We start from the raw sequence: 22477 nt of genomic DNA, 5'->3' as shown, positions 1-22477 counted from the left end.
CGTGCGCCACACCCGTCTCGGCCGCTCCGGGCTGACCGTCTCCGTCGTCGGCCTGGGCTGCAACAACCTCGGCCGCCCCGGCACCGCCACGCTGGAGCAGGCCGGCACCGACGCCGTCGTCCACGCCGCGCTCGACGCCGGCATCACCTTCTTCGACGTCGCCGACGTCTACGGCGCCGAGCCCGGCCTGTCCGAGGAGCGGCTCGGCCGCGCCCTGGGCGCCCGCCGCGACGAGGTGGTGATCGGCACCAAGTTCGGCATGGACATGGGCGGTGTCGCCGGCGACGACGGCGGCGCGCGGGGCTCCCGCCGGTACATCGTGCGCGCCGTCGAGGACTCCCTGCGCCGCCTCGGCACCGACTGGATCGACCTCTACCAGTTCCACACCCCGGACCCGGCCACGCCCATCGAGGAGACCCTCCGCGCGCTCGACGACCTCGTGCGCGCCGGCAAGGTCCGCTACGTGGGCCACTCGAACCGGGCCGGGTGGCAGATCGCCCAGGCCGAGTACGTGGCCCGCGAGCTGGGCGTGGAGCGCTTCGTGTCCGCGCAGAACCACTACAACCTGCTGGACCGCCGGGCCGAGCTCGAGGTGGTCCCGGCGGCGGCCGAGTTCGGGCTCGGCGTCCTGCCGTACTTCCCGCTGGCCAACGGGCTGCTCACGGGCAAGTACTCGCAGGGCGACGCCCCCGAGGGCTCGCGCCTGTCCCACGTGCGCCAGCACATGGTGGCCGACGCCGACCTGGAGCAGCTGGCCGCGTTCGGCCGGTTCGCCCGGGAGCGGGGGATCACCGAGGTCCAGGCCGCGATCGGGTGGCTGGCGGCGCAGGGGCCGGTGTCCTCCGTGATCGCCGGCGCCACCCGTGCCGCGCAGGTCGTGGAGAACGCGGCGGCGGCCGACTGGCTCGCCACCGCGGAGGACCTGGCCGAGCTGGACGCCCTGTTCCCGGGCCCGGAGAAGGTCGCGCTCTTCTGATGGCCGGCGCGCTGACCGGCGCGGCCGCCGCGACCCCGCTCGTGCCGACGCCGGGGGAGGCCGCCCTGGGCTGGACCGTGTCCGTCGTGGCCGGTGCGCTGTGGGTGGCCGGCTTCGTCTCGCTGGGCCGCAGCCCCCTGGACGCCCGGGCGCGCCTGCCGTGGGTCGGCCTCATGCTGCTGCTGCCGGTGCTGGGGGCGCTCATCTGGTTCTGGTGGCGGCACCGCTACTACCCGGCGCGGCGGCGCGAGCAGCCGGCGTGGGACCCCAACGACCGCTCCGCCGTCGTGGTGCCCCCGCGCCGGCGCTACGGCGCGCCGGAGGAATGAGCCGGGCTCAGAGCTTGACGACGATGCGGTCGTCGACGACGGCCGCGTCGTAGTCCATGAGGGCCTTGCGGGCCGGGCCGCCGAACGGCTTCCCCGAGGTGACGTCGAAGTGCGAGCCGTGGCAGGGGCAGGCGTAGGCCGGGCCCTCCTGCCGGTCCACGACCTGGAGCAGGCAGCCCTGATGCGTGCACACGTTGGTGAAGGCGGTCACCGTGGTCTCGTCCACGCGATGCATCATCAGCGTCCGACCCTGCACCTGCACCTCCCGGGAGGCGCCCACGGGCAGCTCGGCGGCGGGCAGCGCGTCGACGGCGTCGGAGCCGGTGTAGTGGTCCTGCGCGGTGTCCTTCTCACGCAGCCGGTCCGTGCAGCCGGCCAGCGCGAGTGTGCCGGCACCCGCGGCGGCGACGGCGGCGCCGCGGCCCAGGACGGTGCGGCGGGAGGTGTCCGGGCGGGCGTGGTCGTCGCAGCAGCCGGACCGGGAGGAGTTCGGGGTGAGGGGGGAGTCCTGCGTGGTCATCGACCCATTATCGCCCGTGGCGAGGGCGGATGCGACCGGGCCCGACGGGTGCGAGGATCGGGGGGACGGACCCCCGAGCCCCAGGAGCACCGCCGTGACCCACCCCGCCCCGCGCCCCACCGGCGCCGCCCGTTTCGACCTCACTCCCTTCGAGCGGTGGGAGGCCGTGACCCTCGACGACGTGCACGTCGGCTTCCTGCACCGGGTGCTGGAGGACGGCGTGCTGACCACCCGCATGGGCTTCGCCCCCACGCCCGCCCAGCGCGCCGCCCGCGGTGGACTGCCCGAGCGCTACCTCGCCCAGACGCAGGTCGGCTTCACGCCCGACGGGGACGGCTGGGCATGGACGACCCACGAGGACTCCGCCGGAGCCCAGCGGGTGCGCATCGACCGTGAGCGGGCCGGCATCGACGCCGCGGTGCTGCCCTCGTACGCGGAGTACCTCCTCCTCGCGCGGGTGGCCGCCGAAGGCCCGCTCGCCGTGGACCGGCTCGAGGAGGCCTCGCCCCTGCAGGGCGGGCTGCGCGTGCCCCGCGCCGAGCTGCGCCCGGCGGACGCGGGCGGGTCGGACGTGCGGGTGGCCGTCGTCGCGGACGGCGTGGAGCTGGGGGCGCACCTCGTGCGCGAGGGCGCCGTGGTCGCCTCCGACTGGGGCGGGGGCACCGCCTCGACCCCCGTGGCCGACCAGGCCGCGGCGACCGCCGGGCTCGACGCGCACGTGGTGACGTTCGCCGGGCTGCCGATCGCCTGAGCCGTGGGCCGGGCCGTCGCGGACGGCCCGGCCGGGGCCGGTCAGGCCTGCGCGGCCGGGTGGAAGCGCCGCCCGTTCACCCGCTCGGCGGCCCCGCAGTCGTCCAGGTACGGCGTGATGCCGCCCAGGTGCAGGGGCCAGTTGGCGCCGAGGATCATGCACAGGTCCACGTCCTCGGGGGCCGCGACGACGCGCTCGTCCAGGAGCAGGCCGATCTCCTCGGCCAGCGCGTCCTCGACCCGGCGCAGCAGCTCCTCGGAGGTCTGCGGGGTCGAGCCCTGCTCCAGCAGGGCCGCGGTCGCCTCCGGGATCTGCTCGCCGGTCGCGCCGGCGGCCTCCTCGTCGCGCCGGTCGGGGCGGACGTCCTTGGCCCAGATCGCGGTCTTGCCGGCGTCGATCAGGCGCTGCAGGTTCGCCGAGACCGGGAAGCGCTCCGCGCCGAAGGACGCGGAGAGGGACTCGGACACGTGCTGGGCCACGGGGATGCCGACCATGGCCAGGAGGGTGAACGGCGTCATCGGCAGGGCCAGCGGGTCCAGCGCGTGGTCGGCCTCGTGCGCGTCGGTGCCCTCGTCGAAGGAGTTCTGCACCTCGCCCATCATGCGCAGCAGGACGCGGTTGACCACGAACGCGGTGGCGTCGTGGACGAGCACGCCGGTCTTGCGGAGCCGGCGGGTCAGTTCGAACGCGGTGGCCACGACCTCGTCCGTCGTCGCCTCGGTCCGCACGATCTCCACGAGCGGCATGACCGCCACCGGGTTGAAGAAGTGGAAGCCCACGAGGCGCTCGGGATGCTCGAGGACCTCGGCCATGGCGGCCACGGACAGGCTCGAGGTGTTGGTCATCAGGATGGCGTCCTCACGCACGATGCCCTCGAGCTCGCGGAAGACGGTGCGCTTGACCTCGAGCTCCTCGAAGACGGCCTCGATGACGATGTCGGCGTCCGCGTACACCGCCTTGTCCGTGTCCGCGGTGATCAACCCGGCCAGGGCCTCGCCGTCCTCGGCGGAGAGCCGTCCACGGGAGACCATCTTCTCGACCTGCGCGCGCACGCCCGCCAGGCCGCGCTCGACACGCTCGGCGTCGATGTCCGTCATCACGACGGGCACCCGCAGGTGCCGGGCGAAGACGAGGGCGAGCTGGCCGGCCATCAGGCCCGCACCGACGATGCCGACCTTGCGGACCTCGCGGGCGAGCTCGCGGCCCGGGTCGCCGGCGGGGCGCTTGGCGCGGCCCTGGACGAGGCCGAGGAACGCGTACACGGTGCGCCGGAACTCGGGGGAGTGCAGCAGCGTCCCGAGGGCGTCCGCCTCGGCCTGGGCGGACTCGGCGCGGGTGCGCGTGCGGGCGCCGGTGAACAGGTCCTCCAGGTGACGGCGCGCCGGCAGGTGGCGTCCGGGGCGAGCGGCCTGCAGCCGCTCCAGCGCCGCCAGGGCGCGGTCCCAGGCGGCGTCGGACACGTCGCGGTCGCGGTGGGCGGCCAGTTCGGCCGCCACGGACTCGTCCCCGGCGACCAGGGCGGCGGCGAGCTCGAGGCCCGCGTCGAGGAGGTCCCCCTCCACGATCCGGTCCATCAGGCCGAGCCCGTGCGCCGCGCGGGCGTCGAGCATGCGGTTGTCGTCGAGGGGGTTCTTCAGCACGACGTCGACGGCGGCCTCCGGGCCGATCAGATGGGGCACGCGCCACACGCCGGACCAGCCGGGGATCAGGCCGAGCCGGACCTCGGGCAGGCCGAAGCCCTTCGCATCGGCGGCCACCACGCGGTGTCCGGCGGCCAGGGCCAGCTCGAGGCCGCCGCCGAGGGCGAGGCCGTTCACGAGCGCGACCGTGGGGATCTCGAGGGCCGCGAGCCGGTCGTAGACGGCGTGGCCGAGCAGGGCCAGGTCGCGGCCGACGTCGTCGGTGAGGCCCGCGATCAGGGACAGGTCCGCCCCGGCCGCGAAGGTCCCCTCCACACCGGTCACGGCCAGGGCCTGGATCGCGCCCGCGGCGGCCCGGGCGGCCTGCTCGTCGAGCACCCGGCCGAGGCCGAGGAGCGTGGCCGGGCCCAGGGTGGCGGGCCGGCGGGGTCCCTGCCCGTTGTCCAGCGTGAGCAGCGCGAGCGTGCCCGCGCCATCGGGCAGGGCGTGGTCGGTCACGGTGACGGTGGTGACGACCTCATCCGGGGCCAGGGCGGGCAGGTGGTCGAAGGAAGCAAGAGAAACGGATGTCATGCGGGTCACACTACCGGCGAGTAGCCTCGGCGTCGACGCGACGCGACGGACCGATCCGGCCGGCCGCGTCGGGGGCTCAGGCGCCGGCGGGATCGGGGTCGAGGAGCGCGACCGTGACGATCGCGCCGACGTTCTCCACCTGCCACGGGCGCGCGCCCCGCTCCGTCAGGAACGCGTCGACGGTCTCGGGGGTGATCGGGGCGGGCGGGGTCCAGCAGATCCGCCGAAGGGTGTCCGGGGTGAGGAGGTTCTCGGTGGGCATCCCCAGCTGCTCGGCCCGTCGGGCGACGCGGGCCTTGGCCGTGCGCAGGCGGCGGTCCGCCACCGGGTCCCGGTCCTTCCAGGCCCGGGGTGGGGGCGGGCCGTCCCCGGTGCGGATCTGCGCCGCGGGGGCGTCGTCCCGCTCGGCGTCCTCAACGCCGGCCCGGATCGCGGCGATCCAGCGCGGGGCCTCGCGGCTCGCGGCGCGGCCGTGGAAGCCGGAGGTCTGGCGCAGGGCGGGGACGGTGCGCGGCTGGGCGGCCGCGGCGGCGACGATCGACCGGTCCGGGATGAGCCGGCCGGGGGCGACGTCGCGGTGGCGGGCGAGGTCCTCGCGGGCCTCCCACAGGCGCTTGAGGACCGCGCGCTGCACGGGGCGGCGCAGCGTCTGGGAGCCCGAGGTGCCGCGCCAGGGGTCCTTCTTCGGCGTGGGCGGCGGGGCCGTGCGCACGTGCTCGAACTCCTGCTCGGCCCACGCGAGCTTGCCGTCGGCCTCGAGGCGCGCGATCAGGGCCTCGCGCAGCGGGACGAGCAGCTCGACGTCGAGCGCCGCGTAGGTGAGCATCGCCTCGGGCAGCGGACGCACCGACCAGTCGGCGGCCGAATGCTCCTTGGCGAGGGTGACCCCCAGCAGCTCCTCCAGGACCGCGGCCAGGCCGACGCGCGGCAGGCCGGACACCCGGGCCGCGAGCTCGGTGTCGAACAGCCGATCGGGGCGCAGCCCCTGCTCGGCCAGGCAGGGCAGGTCCTGGCTGGCCGCGTGCAGGATCCACTCGACGCCCGCGAGGGCCTCCTGCAGCGGGGCCAGCCCGTCGAGGGCTTCGGGATCGACGAGCCAGATGCCGGCGCCCTCGCGCTTGAGCTGGACGAGCATAGCCCGCTGGCCGTACCGGATCCCGGAGGCGCGCTCCGCGTCGATGGCGACGGGCCCGGTCCCCGCGGCGAGCGCCGCGGCGCAGGCCTCCAGGCCCGCGCGGGTGTCGGTGAGCCGGGGGACTCCACCGGCCGGTGTGGCGATCAGCCGCGGGGGCGCGTCCGGGGCGGCCGTCTCGGGGGCGTCGGTCATGCTGCTCCTGTTCGGGGAGGTCGGGGCGGGGACGGGCCGGGGCCCGGTGTGTCGGAGGCGCGGGCGCGCGGTCAGGGGCCGGCCGTGTGGACGTCCGCGGCGTGCTCGGGCGGCAGACCGGCGAACGCGCAGATCATGTCCGACCACGCCTCGAGATGCGAGCCGAGGTCCCGCGGGGCCGGGGTCCACGAGGCGCGCAGCTCGATGTCGGTGGTGTCCGGGGCCGCACTGAGCGTCCCGAAGCCCTCCGCGATGCTGCGCGTCGCGGTGCCGCCGGCGTGGGAGTGCTCGGCGTGGCGGCGCTCGAGCGCCTCCACGAGCCACGTCCACGCGACGGCGCCGGCCAGCTGGTCCAGTGCGACGTCCGGTTCCAGGCTCGCACGGATCCATGTCACCGCCCGGAAGCCTCCCGGCCACCGGGCGTCCGGGGCCGGGTCGTGCAGGAGGACGAACCGCCCCGTGGCCAGCACGCCGCCGGTCGCGCCCGGCCCGTCGCACACGTCGGCGGCGAGGGCGACGGCGAAGGGCGCCTGCCCCTCGGGTGCCGGGATCTCCCGCAGCCGCACCTCGGTCCGTGGCCGCGCATCGCGCAGGTCCGCCAGGGCACGCCGGAACACCCCCGGCGGCACGGGCGCCTCGACCGCCCCGGGGGCGGCGGAGAGGCGACGGGGCCCGATCACGCTCATGCCCGTCAGCCTAGGCTGCGGGGCCCAGCGGGCCGCGGGGGCGCGCCGTGGACGCCACGGCGCTCCCGCACCGGATCAGCGCGCCCCGTCCGGGGCCGCCGCGTCGTCGGCGGGGGCCAGGCGCAGCGAGATCGAGTTGATGCAGTAGCGCAGGTCCGTGGGGGTGTCATAGCCCTCGCCCGCGAAGACGTGACCCATGTGGGAGCCGCACGCCGCGCACCGCACCTCGATCCGCTCCATGCCCAGGGTGGTGTCCTTCAGGTACTCCACCCGGTCCTCCGCGAGCGGTGCGAAGAACGAGGGCCAGCCGCAGTGCGCGTCGAACTTCTCGTCCGAGCGGAACAGCTCGGATCCGCACGCCCGGCACGCGTACACGCCCTTCACGTGCGAGTCCCAGTACTCGCCCGTGAAGGGCCGTTCCGTGCCGGCCCGGCGCAGCACCTGGAACTCCTCGGGCGTGAGCCGTCGGGCCCACTCCTCGTCCGTCAGGCGGGCGCCGCCCGGGGCGGCCAGGGTCTGCTCGGGAGCGGGGACGTCCCGCGCGGGGTCGGGGGTGGGGCCGTCATGGGGGGTGTGGGGAGTCTCGGTCATGCCCGGTGCAACGGTCCGGAGCGCCGTCGTGTTCCCGACCGGCGTCGCATTGGCGGGCGCGCCCGCCCGTGGAGGACAATGGCGCGCATGGCCGCACGACCCCGCCGTCCCCGTCCCCACCCCGCCGACCTGCCGCCCGCCCTGGCCGCCGCCGTCACCGTGGCAGCCCGGCGGGCCGGGGGTCGCGACTCCCGCGTCCGCCGAGCGGGCCGCCTGGTCCGCCGCGGAGTCACCGGATCGGTGCGCGGCGGCGTGGCCGTGGCCTCCCCGGTGGCCCGCTGGGCCCCGCCCGTGCTCAGCGTCGCCGCGGCCTCCGCCTTCGTGCTGGCCGGGGCGAGCTCGGCGCTCGCAGGCGTGTTCGCCCGCACCGTGGTGACCCCCGTGCGCCGCCACGCCGAGTCCACGCCGATCCTCGCCGTCGTCGACACGCCCGCCGGGCAGGACGTGATCCTGCAGGCCGACGAGTACACCACCGTGCCCGGCCAGTACTCCCTCACGTTCGACGACGGCGCCGGATGCGCCCGCATCGGGGAGATCACCTCCTTCGACCCCCGGGACGGCACGGTGCAGCGCGCGGTCGAGGAGGTCTTCTCCGGCGATCTGACGACGGCGACCCGGGGCCGGTTCACCGGCTTCGTCTACCCGACCCCCGCCGACGCCGGGCTCGACGCCGAGGACGTGCAGGTGCCGGTGCCCGGCGGCCACGCCCGCGCATGGCGCATCGAGCCGGACCCCAGCGAGGACGGCGAACCCCGTCCCGCGGAGGGGCTGTGGGCGGTGATGGTCCACGGCCGCGGCGCGCGCCGCAACGAGGGCATCCGCGCCGTGCCGACCGCCCGCCGCCTGGGCATGACGTCGCTGCTGATCTCCTACCGCAACGACGGCGACGCCCCGGACGCCGCCGACGCCCGCTACGGGCTCGGCACCACCGAATGGGAGGACGTCGAGGCGGCCATCCGCTACGCCCTCGACCACGGCGCCCGGGACGTCGTCCTCTTCGGCTGGTCCATGGGCGGGGCCGTGGTGCTGCAGACCGTGGACCGCTCCCCGCTGGCCCCGCACGTGCGCGGCGTGGTCCTGACGGGCCCCGTCATCGACTGGGTGGACGTGCTGCGCCACCAGGCCCGGCTCAACCGGATCCCCGAAGCCGTGGGCCTGCTCGGCCAGTGGCTGCTGGCCAACCGGGCCGGCCGGTTCATCACGGGCCTGGCCGCCCCCGTGGACCTCAAGGCCCTGGACTGGGTGACCCGCGCCGACCACGTGCGTGTGCCCACGCTGATCCTGCACTCCGAGGACGACGAGTACGTGCCCGTCGGCCCCTCGCAGGACCTGGCCGAGCGCAACCCGGACCTCGTGCGGTTCGTCCGCTTCCACCAGGCCCGCCACACCCGCGAGCAGAACGTGGACCCGCGCAAGTGGGACACCACCGTGCGCGGCTGGCTGCGCGCCGTGCTCAGCGCCCCCCGCCCCGGCGGCCGGGGGCGCTGACCGCGCTCAGGCCGCGGCGTCCGCCAGCCCCCGACGGCGCAGCAGCGGCTCGAGCTCGGCGTCCCGGCCACGGAACGCGCGGTAGGACTCCAGCAGGTCACGCGTATCGCCCCGCGAGAGCAGCTCGTCCGCGAACCGGCGGCCGTTCTCCCGCGTCATCCCGCCGTGCTCGCGGAACCACTCCACGGCGTCCGCGTCCAGCACCTCGGCCCACACGTAGGAGTAGTACCCGGCCGCGTAGCCGCCGCCGAAGATGTGCTTGAAGTAGCCGGTGCCGTAGCGCGGAGGCACCAGGTCCGGGTCGATGCCCGCCTCGGTCAGCACCCGGCGCTCGAACGCGGCCGGGTCGGCCGTGGCGGCGTCCACCGTCTCCTCCGTCAGCGAGTGCCAGGCCCAGTCCACGAGCGCCGCGCCCAAATACTCGACCGTGCGGTGCCCCTCGCCCCACAGGTCCGCCGCCTCGAGCCGCTCCAGCGTCCCCGCCGGCAGCGGCTCGCCCGACTCCACGTGCCGCGCGTACGCGGCCAGCAGGGACGGCTCGCGCAGCCACACCTCGTTGACCTGCGACGGGAACTCGACGACGTCGCGCGGCACGTTCGTCCCGGTGAGCGAGGCGTACTCGCCCCGGGCCAGCAGCCCGTGCAGGGCGTGGCCGAACTCGTGGAACAGCGTCGTGGCCTCATCCAGCGTCAGCAGGGCCGGACGCCCCGCCGCCGGGGCCGGCACATTCATCGTGGTGAACACCACCGGGCGCTCGCCCAGGGCGTCCGCCATGTCCCGCACCGTGTGCATCCAGGCACCGCCCGACTTGGTCGGCCGCGCGAACAGGTCCGCGACGAACAGACCCACCCCGGCACCGTCCTCACCCGTCACCTCGAACACCCGGATCCCGGGGCGGTACAGGTGCCGCGCCAGCTCCGGGCGCTCGGCGAACGTGAGCCCGTACAGCGCCGTCGCCGCCGCGAACACGCCCTCGGTCAGCACCCGGTCCAGCTCGAAGTACGGGCGCAGGGCGTCCGCGTCCACCGCGAACTCCTCCCGCGCGTACGCCGCGGACAGCGCCGGCCAGTCCCATGGGGCCACCTCGGCGTCCGTCCGGCCCGCGTGCGCCGCCGCCGTCGCCGCGTCCGCCCGCGCGTTGGCCATCGCCCGCGGCGCCATCGCGGCCAGCAGCTCCTCCACGGCCGCCGTCGACGGCGCCGCCCGGTCCTTCAGCGCCTGCTCGGCCCAGCTCTGCGCCCCCAGCAGCCGCGCCTTGCGCAGCCGCAGCCGCACCATCGCCATCGCCGTCGTCAGCGTCTCGTGCTCCCCGGACCCGCCCCGGCCCGTCGACGCCTCGAACACCTCGCGCCGCATCCCCTCGTCCTGCAGGGACGCCAGCCACGGCTGCGACGTGAACAGGGACAGCGTCAGCAGCCACGGGCCCGCCGCCGCGTCCCCGTCCCCGTGCCCCGCCTCGGCGGCCGCCCCCGCCGCCGCGGCCAGGTCGTCCTCGCTCAGACCGGCCAGGCGCTCGCGGTCCGTGACGAGCACGGCGCGGGCGGCGGTGTCCGCGACGAGGCGGCGCGTGTAGGCGGCCGAGAGGGACGCCAGCTCCGTGTTGATCCCGCGCAGCTCCTCGCGCGCGGCCTCGTCCAGGTCCGCCCCCGCCAGGGAGAGGCGCAGGCGCAGCGTCTCCAGCAGGCGGGCGTCCTCGCCCGTGAGGCCGCCGTCGTCGATCGAAGCGGCGCGCGCCGCCAGCCGCGGGTCCAGCAGGATCGCGTCCTCGTGGGCCGCGAGCTCGGGGGAGAGCTCCTCGGCCAGGGCCTGCCGCGCATCCGTGCCGTCCGAGCCGACGAGCGTGAAGAACATCGCGGCGGAGCGGCGCAGCAGCTGGCCGGACAGCTCGAGCGCACGGACGGTGTTCTCGAAGGTCGGCGCCGTGGCCGCCCCGAGGATCTGGTCGACCTCGGCGCGCTGGGCCGCCATCCCCGCGCGCACGGCCTCGGCCAGCTGCGCGTCGGAGACGGCGGAGAAGTCGGGCAGCCCGTAGGGCAGGTCGGAGGGGGTCGCCAGCGGGTGGTCGGCGGGCAGGACGGAGGGCGCGGAGGTGTGGGTCATGGGCGCGAGTGTAGTCAGCCGTGATCCGCGCCACCCCACCGGGCGTCGCTAGACTGGGCGGTCGAGCCAGCAGACGAGATCCAGACCTGAGGAGGCGTGATGGCAGGACATTCCAAGTGGGCGACCACCAAGCACAAGAAGGCCGTCATCGACGCGCGGCGCGCCAAGGCGTTCGCGAAGTACATCAAGAACATCGAGGTCGCGGCACGTGCCGGCGGACCCGACGTCGCCGGCAACCCCGCCCTCGACCTGGCCGTGTCCAAGGCCAAGAAGGCCTCGGTGCCCAACGACAACATCGACCGCGCCGTCAAGCGCGGCGCCGGCCTCACCGGCGAGGTCATCGACTACGCCGAGATCATGTACGAGGTCCGCGGCCCCCAGGGCTCGGCGCTGCTGGTCGAGTGCCTGACCGACAACAAGAACCGCGCCGCCGCGGACGTGCGCGCGGCCGTCACCCGCAACGGCGGCACCATGGCCGACTCCGGCTCCGTCTCCTTCCTCTTCGAGCGCAAGGGCCTCGTGCGCCTGCCCGCCGAGGGCAACACCGAGGACGGCCTGCTCGAGGCCGTGCTCGAGGGCGGCGCCGACGCCGAGGAGGTCGTCGTCTCCGGCGACTCCTTCGAGATCCTCTCGGACCCCTCCGACCTGCAGTCCGTGGCCAAGGCCCTCGACGAGGCGGGCGTGGAGTACGAGTCCGACGAGCTCGAGTTCGTCCCCACCATGAAGGTGGACCTGGACGCGTCGGGCGCCCGCACCTTCCTCAAGCTGGCCGATGCCCTCGAGGACCTCGACGACGTCCAGAACGTCTTCTCGAACGTGGACATCGCCCCCGAGGTCCTCGCCGAGCTCGACGAGGACTGATCGCGCTGAGCGCGCGCCGGCCCGCCGACGTCGTCCGGATCCTCGGGGTGGACCCGGGGCTCACCCGCTGCGGGATCGCCGTGGTGGACGTGGACGCGCGACGGCGGGCCGCGCTCGTCCACGTCGAGGTCACGGGCACCCCGCCCACCGCCCCCCTGGACCAGCGCCTCCTGCGCATCGACGAGGCCGTCTCCGCGGTCCTCGCCGCGCACCGGCCCGATCGCGCCGCCGTCGAGCGCATGTTCGCGAACACGAACACGCCGACCGTGCTGGGCACGGCCCAGGCCGCGGGCGTGGCGATCGCCGCGGCCGCGCGCGCCGGCGTCCCCGTGGGCCTGCACACCCCCTCCGAGGTCAAGGCCGCCGTCACCGGACACGGCGATGCGGGCAAGGAGCAGGTCACCACGATGGTCACCCGGATCCTCCGCCTCGACGCCCCGCCGCGCCCGGCCGACGCGGCCGACGCCCTCGCCTTGGCCATCGCCCACGGCTGGCGCGGCACCGCCCTCGGCGCGGCCGCCGGCCAGACCGGCCTCGACACCGCGGACCTCGCCTCCCGGGCGGGGCGCTCGCAGTTCGCCGCCAAGGCGCCCGCGCGCGCCCGCCCGCGGGGCCAGCTCACCGCCGCGCAGCGGGCCTGGCTCGACGCCGAGCGCTCGGCGGGCGGCGGGCGACGCCGGTAGGCCGCTGCCGGGCCGGCGTTCGATGATATGTTCGAATCCGCGCCGACCGGCGTCCGTCCGTCCCGACAGGAGGGCCCCTCATGATCGCCTCGCTCAGCGGCACCGTCGAGCACGTGGCCCTCGACCGGGCGGTCATCGCCGTCGGCGGCCTGGGTGTGCAGTTCTCCGCCACCCCGCAGACGCTGGCCACCCTGCACGAGGGCCGGCCGGGGGCGGTGCAGACCCACCTCGTGGTCAAGGAGGACGCCCTGACCCTCTACGGCTTCGCGGACCGCGACGAGCGCGAGGTGTTCGAGGTGCTCATCACGGCCAACGGCGTGGGTCCCCGCCTCGCCCTGGCGATCCTCTCCGTCCACCACCCCGAGACCGTGCGCCGGGCGGTCACCGAGGAGGACGAGAAGACCCTCACCCGCGTGCCCGGCATCGGGCCGAAGATGGCGCGCAAGATCATCGTCGAGCTCTCCGGCCGCCTCGCGCCCACCGGGGAGCCGGTGCCCGAGGCGGAGGCCGAGGCGAGCGCCGAGCCGACCGTCGAGGCGCTCTGGCACGCCGACGTCGTGCAGGCGATGGCCGGCCTGGGCTGGTCCGAGAAGGAGGCGCTCAAGGCCGTCGAGGCCACCGTGGCGGCCCGCCCGGAGCTGGACGAGGGCCGCGACGTCGCCGCGCTGCTGCGTGCCACCCTGCGCGACGTCGGCATGGCCGGCTCTGTGCGAGGCGGGCGATGAGCGCGGAGTCCTCGCCGCTGTCCGCGGCGGCCGTCGACCCGGAGGAGCGTCGGCTCGAGGCCGCGCTGCGCCCCAAGCACCTGGACGAGTTCGTGGGCCAGATGCGCGTGCGCGAGCAGCTGGACCTCATGCTCGCCTCCGCCCGGCTGCGCGACCGCGCCGCGGACCACGTCCTGCTCTCCGGTCCGCCCGGGCTCGGCAAGACCACGCTGGCGATGATCGTGGCCGCGGAGATGAACGCCCCCCTGCGGCTGTCCTCCGGCCCCGCGATCCAGCATGCGGGCGACCTCGCGGCCATCCTGTCCTCGCTCACCGAGGGCGAGGTGCTCTTCCTCGACGAGATCCACCGGATGTCCCGCCCGGCCGAGGAGATGCTCTACATGGCCATGGAGGACTTCCGGGTGGACATCGTGGTGGGCAAGGGCGCCGGCGCCACCTCGATCCCGCTCGAGCTGCCGCCCTTCACGCTCGTCGGCGCCACCACGCGGGCCGGCCTCCTGCCGGGGCCGCTGCGCGACCGCTTCGGCTTCACGGGCCATCTGGACTTCTACACCGAGGTGGAGCTCGAGCGCGTCCTGCGCCGCTCCGCCCTGCTGCTGGACATGCGGCTGGCCACGGAGGGGTACCGGCAGATCGCCCGGCGCTCGCGCGGCACCCCGCGCATCGCCAACCGCTTGCTGCGCCGCGTGCGGGACTGGGCGCTCGTGAAGGGGCTGGCCGAGGTCGGCGCGCACGACGCCGCCGCCGCCCTGGACATGTACGAGGTCGACGGGCGCGGCCTGGACCGGCTCGACCGGTCCGTGCTCACGGCCCTGTGCACCACGTTCGGCGGCGGGCCCGTGGGGCTCAGCACGCTGGCCACCGCCGTGGGGGAGGAGGCCGAGACCGTGGAGACCGTGGCCGAGCCCTTCCTCATCCGCGAGGGCATGGTGGCGCGGACCCCCCGTGGCCGCGTCGCGCTGCCGGGGGCCTGGGAGCACCTGGGCCTCGCCGCTCCGGAGGCCACGCCGGGGCCGTGACGCCCAGGGCGGGCCCCTACACTGGACAGGCCCGCCCACCCCGAGCATCAGGAGTCCCCCATGCCCGTCGCCACCGCCGCGACCCTGCCCGTGATCGCTCAGCAGGCCCAGGGGGGTGGCGGCAGCCTGCTCATGCTCATCGCCTTCGCCCTGCTCGCGGTGATGCTCTTCCTCTCCTTCCGCAAGGGCAAGAAGATGCAGCAGCAGCAGGCGCAGATGCGCAGCACCCTCGCCCCAGGCGTCGAGGTCATGACGGGCGCCGGCATCTTCGGCACCGTCGTGGCCGTGGACACCGAGGGCCAGCGGGTGACGCTGGAGACCGCCCCGGGCACCCGCATGGACGTGCACCTGCAGGGCGTCACCACCGTCGTGGAGCCGGAGACGGCCGCCGCGCCCACCACGGACCCGTCGCGTCTGGATGACGCCCCCGGCACCGAGTACCGCGCCGACGACGCCGACGACCCGCGTCCGCGCCGCGACGACCTGGCCTGAGGCCCACCCACCCCTGCACACGCGGCCCCGCCTGGCGGGGCCGCTCGAATGTGACGGAAGCACCTGAGCAATGGCGAAGAGAACACCCACCGGCTCCGCCGGGCGCACCCTGGCCTGGCTGGCCGCCCTCCTCGTGGTCCTGGCCGCGATCCTCGGCGGGGGCGTGGCCTCCGGCGCGGCCTCCTGGGCTCCCAAGCTCGCCCTCGACCTCGAGGGCGGCACGCAGATGGTGCTGGCCCCCCAGACCTCGACGGGCGAGTCCGTCACCCCCGAGCAGCTGGACCAGGCCGTGGAGATCATCCGCCAGCGTGTGGACGGCTCCGGCGTGGCCGAGGCGGAGGTCGCCACGCAGGGCTCCCAGAACGTGGTCGTCTCCCTGCCCGGGGTCCCGGACGAGGAGACCCGCCGCCTGATCCAGGCGTCCGCGGACATGCAGTTCCGCCCCGTGCTGCAGTCCGGCCCGGGGGAGGCCACCCCCGAGGACCAGCGCCTGCCAGAAGACCAGCTGCCGAAGCCCGACGGGGAGCCGGCGGACGCCTACGACCCGAACTGGGTCACCCCGGCCCTGCTGGCCGAGTTCCAGGCCACGGACTGCACCGCCCCGCGGGACCCGGCCGCGCCCCCGCCGCCGTCCGACCGGGCGATCGTCGCCTGCCAGCCCTCCGAGGAGCTCGCCGACGGCGCCGTCACGCCGGCCCAGAAGTACATCCTGGGCCCCGTGGTCATCCCGGGCACCCAGATCAAGGGCGCGTCCAACGGCATGGCCCAGGCCCAGGGCGGCGTCTCCACCAACCAGTGGGTCGTCAACATCGAGTTCGACGAGGAGGGCACCAAGGCCTTCACGGAGGTCACCCAGAAGCTCACCCCGTACCCCGAGGGCGACCCGCGCAAGCAGTTCGCGATCCTGCTGGACGGGGACGTGATCTCCGCGCCGCAGTCCAACGTGGTCATCACCAACGGCAGCGCGCAGATCAGCGGCCCCACCCTGAACGAGCAGACGACGGCGCAGTTGGCCGAGCAGCTCAACTACGGCTCCCTGCCGATCTCCTTCTCGATCGAGTCCGAGCAGCAGATCTCCGCCACGCTCGGCCGGGACCAGCTCTTCTGGGGCCTGATCGCCGGCCTGATCGGCCTCGGCCTCGTGGCCGTGTACCAGTTCTTCCAGTATCGGGCCCTGGGCCTGCTGACCTTCGCCTCGATCATCGTGGCGGGCGTGCTGACGTGGCTGACCATCGCGATCCTGGGCTGGACGGACAACTACCGCCTGTCCCTCGCGGGCATCGCCGGGCTCATCGTGGCGATCGGTCTGACGGCGGACTCGTTCATCGTCTACTTCGAACGCATCAAGGACGAGCTGCGCGCGGGCCACACCGTGCCCGTCGCCGTGCACGAGGGCTGGAAGCGCGCCCGGCGGACGATCACCGCGTCCAAGGCCGTGAACCTGCTGGCCGCCGTCGTGCTGTACTTCGTGGCCGTCGGCAACGTGCGCGGCTTCGCGTTCACCCTCGGCCTCACCGCGATCGCCGACCTGATCGTGGTGTTCATGTTCACCCACCCGCTCATGGTGCTGTTGGCCCAGACCCGCTTCGTGGGCGAGGGACACCCGATGTCCGGACTGGACCCGTCGCTGCTGGGCGGGCCGTCCCTGTATCAGGGCGCCGGCCGCTTCCGCGAGCCCGCCCACGCCCCCCGCACCGGGCTCCCGGCGGAGGACTCCGACGAGCCGGCTGACGCGGCGGCCGCCGACGCCCCGCGCCCGCTCGTCGCGACGGGCGCCCCCCGCGCGGGCTCGTCCGCCCGGGGGGGCGGCCGCCGCTCGCGCACCGCGCCGCCCATGACGATCGCCGAGCGACGCCGCGCCGAGCGACGCCGCCAGGAGGAGGACCAGTGAACCGCTTCGCCGACTGGGGCAACGCCCTCTACTCGGGCCGCATCTCCTACCCGTTCATCCAGCGCTGGCGGCGGTGGTTCGCCCTCGCCGCCCTGCTGCTCGTCCTCGCCGGCGGCCTGACCGCCCTCCGCGGTGGCTTCAACCTCGGCATCGAGTTCCGGGGCGGCTCCGAGTTCACCGTCTCGCAGACGGCCTCCACCGACGTGGCCGCGGGCGAGCGCGCCGTGACCGACGTGCTGGCCGACGGCCACGCCACCGTCACGAACGTCGCCCCGGGCACCGTGCGCGTCCAGACCGAGCAGCTCGACGACGCCCAGACCCGAGCCGTGGCCGCGAACCTGCAGGAGGCCTACGGCGTCGGCCAGGACCAGGTGACCTCGACCTTCGTGGGGCCGACCTGGGGCGCCGCGGTGTCGCAGCAGGCCCTGATCGGCCTGGTGATCTTCGTGGTGCTCGTGACCCTGTTCATGGCCGTGTACTTCCGCACCTGGAAGATGTCCCTGGCCGCCGTGCTCGGCATGCTCTACGTGGTCGCGCTGACCGCCGGCATCTACGGCGCCACCGGCTTCGAGATCACGCCGTCGGCCATCATCGGCTTCCTCACGATCCTGTCGTACGCGCTCTACGACACCGTGGTGGTCTTCGACAAGATCCGCGAGAACACGATCGGGGCCGAGGAGGACCCGGAGCGCTCCTTCGTCGAGAACGTGAACCTCGCGGTGAACCAGACGCTCGTCCGGTCCATCACGACCTCCGTCGTCGGCATCCTGCCGGTCGGCTCGATCCTGTTCATCGGCGCGGGGCTGCTCGGTGCCGGCACGCTGCGGGACATCGCGCTCGCGCTGTTCGTGGGCATCATCGTGGGCACCCTGTCCACCCTGTTCCTCCAGGCGCCGCTGTACGCCCTGCTGCGCCGCAACGACCCGGACGTGCGCGACCACGACGCCCGGGCCGCGGCCCGCGCCGCCCGGGAGCGTGCCTCAGAGGCGGTCACCGATCCCGACGTCGCCCCCTGGGACGACGGCGCGCGACTCTGACGGAGCCGCTGCGGCCCCGGTGGTCTTCCTGGGGCGGGGTGGGACGGGCGCGGGTAGACTCGCCGATCATCCCGGCCGGAGCGGTCGGGGCCGCACGAGTCAGGAGGCGTGGCCCATGAGCGAGCAGGACCCCACTCCCGCCCCGGCCCGTCCCGCCCCGGCCCGTCCCGCCCCGGTCCGGCCCCGCAGCCGGATCGCACGCCTGACCGGCCGGCACGCCACCGAGTACTCGCCCCTGCTCGAGCCGCTGATGCGCACCGTGCGGCAGCGAGCCACCAAGACCGAGCTGGCCGAGATCGTCCGCGCCTTCGAGGTCGCCCGCGCGGCACACGAGGGGCAGATGCGGCGCTCCGGGGACCCGTACATCACCCACCCCGTCGCGGTCGCCACGATCCTCGCCGAGATCGGCGTGACGGGCCCGACGCTCCTGGCGGCCCTGCTGCACGACACCGTCGAGGACACGGACTACTCCCTGGAGCGCCTCCGCGCCGACTTCGGCTCCGAGGTCGCCCTCCTCGTGGACGGCGTGACCAAGCTGGACAAGGTGACCTACGGCGCCGCGGCGCAGGCCGAGACCGTGCGCAAGATGGTCATCGCGATGGCCCAGGACGTGAACGTCCTGCTCATCAAGCTCGCCGACCGGCTGCACAACGCGCGGACGTGGCGGTACGTCTCCCCGGAGTCCAGCGCCCGCAAGGCCCAGGAGACCTTGGACATCTACGCCCCGCTGGCCCACCGGCTCGGCATGAACACCGTCAAGTGGGAGCTCGAGGACCTCTCCTTCGCCGCCCTCAAGCCCAAGATGTACGCGGAGATCGTGCGCCTCGTGGGGGAGCGCAACCCGGAGCGGGAGAAGCACATCGCGGCGCTGCGCACCGTGATCGAGGAGCACCTGCGCGAGCACCGGATCCGGGCGACCGTCACCGGACGGCCGAAGCACTACTACTCGATCTACCAGAAGATGGTGACGCGCGGGAAGGACTTCGACGACATCCACGACCTCACGGGCATCCGGGTGCTCGTGGACTCCGTGCGTGACTGCTACGCCGTGCTCGGCGTCATCCACGCGCGCTGGAACCCGGTCCCGGGCCGGTTCAAGGACTACATCGCGGTCCCGAAGCTCAACATGTACCGCTCCCTGCACACCACGGTGATGGTGCCGGGCGGCAAGCCGGTGGAGATCCAGATCCGCACGCAGGAGATGCACCGCCAGGCCGAGTACGGCGTCGCCGCGCACTGGCGGTACAAGGCCCAGGTCGCCGGCCAGGCGCCGGTGCAGGCCACGCCGGCCTGGCTGCGCTCGGTGATGGACTGGCAGGCGGACACCCGGGACCCGGACGAGTTCCTCGCCTCGCTGCGCACCCAGATCGGGGCGGACGAGGTGTACGTCTTCACGCCGAAGGGGGAGATCCGCACCCTGCCGGCCGGCTCCACGCCCGTGGACTTCGCCTACGCCATCCACACCGACGTCGGCCACCGCACCATCGGCGCCCGGGTCAACGACAAGCTCGTCCCGCTGTCCACGCCGCTCAGCCACGGCGACACCGTGGAGGTCTTCACCTCGCGCGCCGAGGACGCGGGGCCGAGCCGGGATTGGCTGGGCTTCGTGGTCTCGCCGCGGGCCCGGTCCAAGATCCGTCACCACTTCGCCACGCAGCGCCGCGACGAGCAGGCCGACCGGGGACGCGAGTCGCTGACCCGTCAGCTGCGCAAGGCCGGCATGGCCGTGCAGCAGGTGCTCGGCGGCGAGGAGCTGGTGCAGGTGGCCACGGATCTCGGCTACGCGGACCTCGACGGGCTGTTCGTGGCCCTCGGCGACGGCCACGTGTCCGCCCAGTCCGTGCAGGAACGCGTCGCGGAGCGCCTCGCTCCGCCGACGTCGACGCAGGCCGAGCCGGAGGGCGAGCTGACCGTCGGCGAGGTGGACCTGCAGGAGCTGGTCCCGGCCCAGTCGCGGCGCGCCCCCGCGCGGGCCACCAACGACGCCGGCGTGCTCGTGGACGGCGACGGCGGCGTCATGGCCAAGCTGGCACGGTGCTGCAACCCGGTGCCGCCGGACGCCATCGACGGGTTCGTCACCCGCGGCTCCGGGGTCTCCGTGCACCGGGTCGACTGTCCCAACCTGGCGACCCTGCTCGCGCAGGAGCCGGAGCGCCGCACCCCGGTCAGCTGGGCGCCGTCGCAGGACACCGTCTACCTGGTGGAGATCCAGATCGAGGCGCTGGACCGCAAGTCGCTGCTCTCCGACGTCACCCGGGTCCTCTCCGAGAACCACGTGAACATCCTCTCGGCCTCCGTGAACACCACCCGCGACCGCGTGGCGATGAGCCGGTTCGTCTTCGAGATGGGCGACCCCCGGTTCCTCGGCCACGTGATCGACGCGGTGCGCCGCATCGACGGCGTCTTCGACGTGCACCGCACCTGAGCCTCCCGGCCTCAGTCGGGGACGTCCAGCGCCGCCAGCAGCGCGCCCAGCCGGCGCCGGGCCGCCACGACGCCGGCACGGCGGGTCCGGCGGGCCAGCCGCTCCCGCAGCCCGGCGGCGCCGTGGGCGCCGATCACGGCGGCCGCGCGCCGCGCCGCATCCGGGTCGGCGCTGAGCAGCAGGTCTTCGACTGTCCGGGCGGGCGTCGTGACCCGCACGGGGCCGAAGCGGAGCACGTCGTGCTCGGCGGGGGCGACGCCCGTGGCATCGGCCGCGACGTCCGACTGCGTGAGCGTCCAGGGCAGCAGGCCCCCGCCGGCGGGGCGCCGGTGGAAGTGCGGCACGGCCGCGTGCAGCCGCCCGGGCGCCGCGCCGCCGGCCAGGATCCAGGCCGCCGACGGGCCGATCGCGGTCCAGCCGGCGGCCAGGAGCGGGCCGCCGAGGGTCCACAGGGCAGCGGCCCGGACCGCGGGATCGTCCGCGGCGTCCGGCCGCGCCCACACCCCGGGCAGCAGCGGCCGCACGGCGCCCCGCGCGCCGAGCGCCTGCAGCTCCGGCTCCGTGAAGGGGTCGCCCGCCAGCACGAGTGCCCCGGTCGGGGCGGTCTCCTCGATCGTCACGGTCGTCATGCCCGGATCCTGCCAGAGACGGGGACGCCCCCGCGGCCGCCTGTGGACAGGCGGGCCGCGGGGGCGTGCTCGAGACGGGTGGGGCTCAGCGGAGCTCGGAGGCCGAGGCCTCGAGGGCCTGCTTCCACTGCAGGCGCGCGTCGAGCGCCTCCTGGGCCTTCTTGACGGCGCGCTGGTCGCCCCGGGCCTGGGCCCGGGCGAGATCCGCCTCGAGCCCCGCGATGGTCTCCTCGAGCTGCGTGAGGGCGGAGTTCGTGCGGGCCTTGGTCTCCGGGTCGGTGCGGCGCCAGTGCTCGTTCTCCGCCTGCTTGAGGGCGTCCTCGAGCTTGCGGAAGCCCTCCTCCATCCGGCGGACGTCCCCGCGGGGCACGCGGCCGGCATCCTCCCACCGCCCGCGCAGCTCGTTGAGCGCGCGCCGTCCGGCCTTGACGTCCGTGAACGGGAGCAGCTTCTGGCCGTCGGCGAGGATCTGCTCCTTCACCTTCAGGTTGGCCCCGTACTCGCGGTCGATCTCCTGGTTCGCGGCCTTGCGGGCGGCGAAGAAGACGTCCTGGGCGGCGCGGAAGCGGGCCCAGAGGGCGTCGTCCTCCTTGCGGGAGGCCCGGGGGGCGCGCTTCCACTCGTCCATCAGGTCGCGGTACTTGCCGGCGGTCACGCCCCAGTCGGTGGAGGTGGACAGCTCCTCGGCACGGGCGATGAGACGCTCCTTGACCTGCTTGGCCTCGGCCGAGGCGGCGTCCAGCCGGGAGAAGTGGGCGCGGCGGGTCTTGTCGAACGCGGTGCGGGCGCCGCGGAAGCGCTTCCACAGGTCGTCCTCGACCGACTTGGCCAGACGCGGACCGGCCTTCTGGGCGGCCTTCCACTCCTCGAACAGCTCCGTCATGCGCTTGGACGCGGTCTTCCAGGGCATCCGCTCGGCCGGGGTCTGGGCGAAGGTCTCGGCCTCGGCGACGATGGCCTCGCGGGTGGCCAGCTGCTCGGCCTGGGCGGCCTGCCGGGCCTCCTGTTCCGCGGCGCGGTAGTCGCCCAGGAGGGTCTCCAGGGCCGCCAGGCGGGTGCGGAGGGCGTCCATGTCGCCGACCATGTGGCGCTCGTTCACCGCGGTCGTCATCTGACCCAGCGCCCGGCCCAGCTCACCCGAGGGGGCGCCGGCGGCGATGCGCTGCTCGAACAGGGCCATCTGGGCGCGCACGTCGTCGTACTTGCGCACGAAGTACGCCAGCGCGTCCTCGGTGCTCGCGTCCGGCACCTGGCCGACCGCGTGCTCCTCCTGCCCGTCCAGCAGCGTGACGTGGCCGTCCTCGCTCACCCGGGCGAACCTGGCGGCCTCCTCCACCGGGGTGGGCGGCACGGTCGGGGCCACGACGGGGGCCGGGGCGACGGACGCGGCGGCGGGCGTCGCGGGGCGCACGGCGGCCGGGCTGGCCTTCTTCATCGCGGCCGGGGAGGGCACGGCGGGCGTCTCGGCGGGCTGGGAGGAATCACCGTGCGCCGGGGCGTCGGGGACGATCTCGGGGACGGGCCGGGCCTCGGCGGGCACGGTCGTATCGGCGGCCTCGGCCGACGCGGGGGTGGACTCGGTGGCGGGGGACTGCTGGTCGTCGGGCTGCATGTGATTGGTCACCGCTGGAACTCTCCCTGACTGCGCCGGCACGCAGTCGTCGAGGGATGCGGCCGGTCGGGATGGACACGAACAGGGCCAGCGTACCGGGCCGGACAGCGCCCGCGCCTAGA

At 74.9% G+C, this 22477-nt stretch carries 20 protein-coding genes; 12 read left to right on the top strand and 8 right to left on the bottom strand.

Annotated features, from left to right (window positions below):
- Nucleotide 1 precedes the first annotated feature (1 nt).
- Nucleotides 2-976, top strand: a complete 975-nt coding sequence (locus tag ACZ1IK_RS09640; RefSeq protein WP_036317666.1) for an aldo/keto reductase — start codon at nt 2-4, stop codon at nt 974-976.
- On the top strand, nt 976-1305 hold the full coding sequence (locus tag ACZ1IK_RS09635) for a PLD nuclease N-terminal domain-containing protein (RefSeq protein ID WP_020627854.1): 330 nt from the start codon (nt 976-978) through the stop codon (nt 1303-1305). Before ACZ1IK_RS09640 ends, ACZ1IK_RS09635 begins: the two co-directional genes overlap by 1 nt.
- Before the next feature lie 7 nt (nt 1306-1312).
- On the opposite strand, the gene ACZ1IK_RS09630 is transcribed toward ACZ1IK_RS09635, so the two are convergent.
- A complete protein-coding gene (locus ACZ1IK_RS09630) occupies nt 1313-1825 on the bottom strand; it encodes a Rieske (2Fe-2S) protein (protein WP_020627853.1) in 513 nt (170 codons plus the stop codon).
- 94 nt (nt 1826-1919) lie between these two features.
- On the opposite strand from ACZ1IK_RS09630, the gene ACZ1IK_RS09625 reads away from it, so the two are divergent.
- Nucleotides 1920-2576 carry a hypothetical protein gene (locus ACZ1IK_RS09625; protein WP_036382836.1) on the top strand — a complete coding sequence of 219 codons (657 nt, stop codon included), beginning with the start codon at nt 1920-1922 and terminating at the stop codon, nt 2574-2576.
- A gap of 41 nt (nt 2577-2617) precedes the next feature.
- Here ACZ1IK_RS09625 and ACZ1IK_RS09620 read toward each other — a convergent pair whose 3' ends face one another.
- The 4 genes from ACZ1IK_RS09620 to msrB form a co-directional block, all read right to left on the bottom strand.
- Nucleotides 2618-4789 carry a 3-hydroxyacyl-CoA dehydrogenase NAD-binding domain-containing protein gene (locus tag ACZ1IK_RS09620; protein WP_036317899.1) on the bottom strand — a complete coding sequence of 724 codons (2172 nt, stop codon included), beginning with the start codon at nt 4787-4789 and terminating at the stop codon, nt 2618-2620.
- 76 nt (nt 4790-4865) lie between these two features.
- Nucleotides 4866-6116, bottom strand: coding sequence for a ribonuclease D (locus tag ACZ1IK_RS09615; RefSeq protein WP_073116508.1), 1251 nt, complete (start codon nt 6114-6116; stop codon nt 4866-4868).
- 71 nt (nt 6117-6187) lie between these two features.
- Complete coding sequence (locus ACZ1IK_RS09610; RefSeq protein WP_020627849.1) at nt 6188-6802, bottom strand: DUF3000 domain-containing protein; 615 nt, start codon at nt 6800-6802, stop codon at nt 6188-6190.
- Between the two features lie 75 nt (nt 6803-6877).
- The gene (gene msrB / locus ACZ1IK_RS09605; protein ID WP_020627848.1) at nt 6878-7393 is read right to left on the bottom strand and encodes a peptide-methionine (R)-S-oxide reductase MsrB; all 516 of its coding nucleotides are present in this window, start codon (nt 7391-7393) and stop codon (nt 6878-6880) included.
- 87 nt (nt 7394-7480) lie between these two features.
- On the opposite strand from msrB, the gene ACZ1IK_RS09600 reads away from it, so the two are divergent.
- The gene (locus tag ACZ1IK_RS09600; protein ID WP_020627847.1) at nt 7481-8881 is read left to right on the top strand and encodes an alpha/beta hydrolase family protein; all 1401 of its coding nucleotides are present in this window, start codon (nt 7481-7483) and stop codon (nt 8879-8881) included.
- Nucleotides 8882-8887: 6 nt separating this feature from the next.
- On the opposite strand, the gene ACZ1IK_RS09595 is transcribed toward ACZ1IK_RS09600, so the two are convergent.
- Nucleotides 8888-10981, bottom strand: a complete 2094-nt coding sequence (locus ACZ1IK_RS09595; RefSeq protein ID WP_036380983.1) for a M3 family metallopeptidase — start codon at nt 10979-10981, stop codon at nt 8888-8890.
- A 99-nt stretch (nt 10982-11080) separates the two neighbouring features.
- Between ACZ1IK_RS09595 and ACZ1IK_RS09590 the strand changes: the two genes are divergently transcribed.
- The 8 genes from ACZ1IK_RS09590 to ACZ1IK_RS09555 all read left to right on the top strand — a co-directional run bounded on the left by ACZ1IK_RS09590 (nt 11081) and on the right by ACZ1IK_RS09555 (nt 20114).
- Nucleotides 11081-11842 (top strand): YebC/PmpR family DNA-binding transcriptional regulator, encoded by a 762-nt coding sequence (locus ACZ1IK_RS09590; RefSeq protein WP_036317934.1) that lies wholly within the window; start codon nt 11081-11083, stop codon nt 11840-11842.
- 47 nt (nt 11843-11889) lie between these two features.
- A complete protein-coding gene (gene ruvC / locus ACZ1IK_RS09585; RefSeq protein WP_036317938.1) occupies nt 11890-12525 on the top strand; it encodes a crossover junction endodeoxyribonuclease RuvC in 636 nt (211 codons plus the stop codon).
- Nucleotides 12526-12605: 80 nt separating this feature from the next.
- The gene (gene ruvA, locus ACZ1IK_RS09580) at nt 12606-13250 is read left to right on the top strand and encodes a Holliday junction branch migration protein RuvA (RefSeq protein WP_036317942.1); all 645 of its coding nucleotides are present in this window, start codon (nt 12606-12608) and stop codon (nt 13248-13250) included.
- Nucleotides 13247-14269, top strand: coding sequence for a Holliday junction branch migration DNA helicase RuvB (gene ruvB, locus ACZ1IK_RS09575; RefSeq protein WP_036317944.1), 1023 nt, complete (start codon nt 13247-13249; stop codon nt 14267-14269). The genes ruvA and ruvB overlap by 4 nt, the downstream gene beginning before the upstream one ends.
- A 60-nt stretch (nt 14270-14329) precedes the next feature.
- Nucleotides 14330-14761, top strand: a complete 432-nt coding sequence (locus ACZ1IK_RS09570) for a preprotein translocase subunit YajC (protein ID WP_036317946.1) — start codon at nt 14330-14332, stop codon at nt 14759-14761.
- Nucleotides 14762-14831: 70 nt separating this feature from the next.
- Entirely contained in the window at nt 14832-16652 is a 1821-nt protein-coding gene (gene secD, locus ACZ1IK_RS09565; protein ID WP_036317949.1) for a protein translocase subunit SecD, read from the top strand.
- Nucleotides 16649-17689, top strand: a complete 1041-nt coding sequence (gene secF, locus ACZ1IK_RS09560) for a protein translocase subunit SecF (RefSeq protein WP_036317952.1) — start codon at nt 16649-16651, stop codon at nt 17687-17689. The genes secD and secF overlap by 4 nt, the downstream gene beginning before the upstream one ends.
- Before the next feature lie 115 nt (nt 17690-17804).
- Nucleotides 17805-20114, top strand: coding sequence for a RelA/SpoT family protein (locus tag ACZ1IK_RS09555; RefSeq protein WP_465098480.1), 2310 nt, complete (start codon nt 17805-17807; stop codon nt 20112-20114).
- 11 nt (nt 20115-20125) lie between these two features.
- Here ACZ1IK_RS09555 and ACZ1IK_RS09550 read toward each other — a convergent pair whose 3' ends face one another.
- Nucleotides 20126-20743 carry a hypothetical protein gene (locus ACZ1IK_RS09550; protein WP_036380977.1) on the bottom strand — a complete coding sequence of 206 codons (618 nt, stop codon included), beginning with the start codon at nt 20741-20743 and terminating at the stop codon, nt 20126-20128.
- Between the two features lie 85 nt (nt 20744-20828).
- Nucleotides 20829-22367 carry a DUF349 domain-containing protein gene (locus tag ACZ1IK_RS09545; RefSeq protein ID WP_044659821.1) on the bottom strand — a complete coding sequence of 513 codons (1539 nt, stop codon included), beginning with the start codon at nt 22365-22367 and terminating at the stop codon, nt 20829-20831.
- Nucleotides 22368-22477: the final 110 nt, after the last annotated feature.

The sequence above is a fragment of the Micrococcus sp. CS26 genome (assembly GCF_055522295.1).
This window is presented reverse-complemented; position numbering and strand designations above follow the sequence as displayed.

Coding starts and splice junctions, on each gene's coding strand:
- ACZ1IK_RS09630 (WP_020627853.1), bottom strand. CDS start 1,825: ATGACCACGCAGGACTCCCCCCTCACCCCGAACTCCTCCCGGTCCGGC.
- msrB (WP_020627848.1), bottom strand. CDS start 7,393: ATGACCGAGACTCCCCACACCCCCCATGACGGCCCCACCCCCGACCCC.
- ACZ1IK_RS09595 (WP_036380983.1), bottom strand. CDS start 10,981: ATGACCCACACCTCCGCGCCCTCCGTCCTGCCCGCCGACCACCCGCTG.
- ACZ1IK_RS09590 (WP_036317934.1), top strand. CDS start 11,081: ATGGCAGGACATTCCAAGTGGGCGACCACCAAGCACAAGAAGGCCGTC.
- ACZ1IK_RS09555 (WP_465098480.1), top strand. CDS start 17,805: ATGAGCGAGCAGGACCCCACTCCCGCCCCGGCCCGTCCCGCCCCGGCC.
- ACZ1IK_RS09620 (WP_036317899.1), bottom strand. CDS start 4,789: ATGACATCCGTTTCTCTTGCTTCCTTCGACCACCTGCCCGCCCTGGCC.
- ruvA (WP_036317942.1), top strand. CDS start 12,606: ATGATCGCCTCGCTCAGCGGCACCGTCGAGCACGTGGCCCTCGACCGG.
- ACZ1IK_RS09570 (WP_036317946.1), top strand. CDS start 14,330: ATGCCCGTCGCCACCGCCGCGACCCTGCCCGTGATCGCTCAGCAGGCC.
- ACZ1IK_RS09610 (WP_020627849.1), bottom strand. CDS start 6,802: ATGAGCGTGATCGGGCCCCGTCGCCTCTCCGCCGCCCCCGGGGCGGTC.
- ruvB (WP_036317944.1), top strand. CDS start 13,247: ATGAGCGCGGAGTCCTCGCCGCTGTCCGCGGCGGCCGTCGACCCGGAG.
- ACZ1IK_RS09635 (WP_020627854.1), top strand. CDS start 976: ATGGCCGGCGCGCTGACCGGCGCGGCCGCCGCGACCCCGCTCGTGCCG.
- ACZ1IK_RS09600 (WP_020627847.1), top strand. CDS start 7,481: ATGGCCGCACGACCCCGCCGTCCCCGTCCCCACCCCGCCGACCTGCCG.
- ACZ1IK_RS09550 (WP_036380977.1), bottom strand. CDS start 20,743: ATGACGACCGTGACGATCGAGGAGACCGCCCCGACCGGGGCACTCGTG.
- ACZ1IK_RS09615 (WP_073116508.1), bottom strand. CDS start 6,116: ATGACCGACGCCCCCGAGACGGCCGCCCCGGACGCGCCCCCGCGGCTG.
- secD (WP_036317949.1), top strand. CDS start 14,832: ATGGCGAAGAGAACACCCACCGGCTCCGCCGGGCGCACCCTGGCCTGG.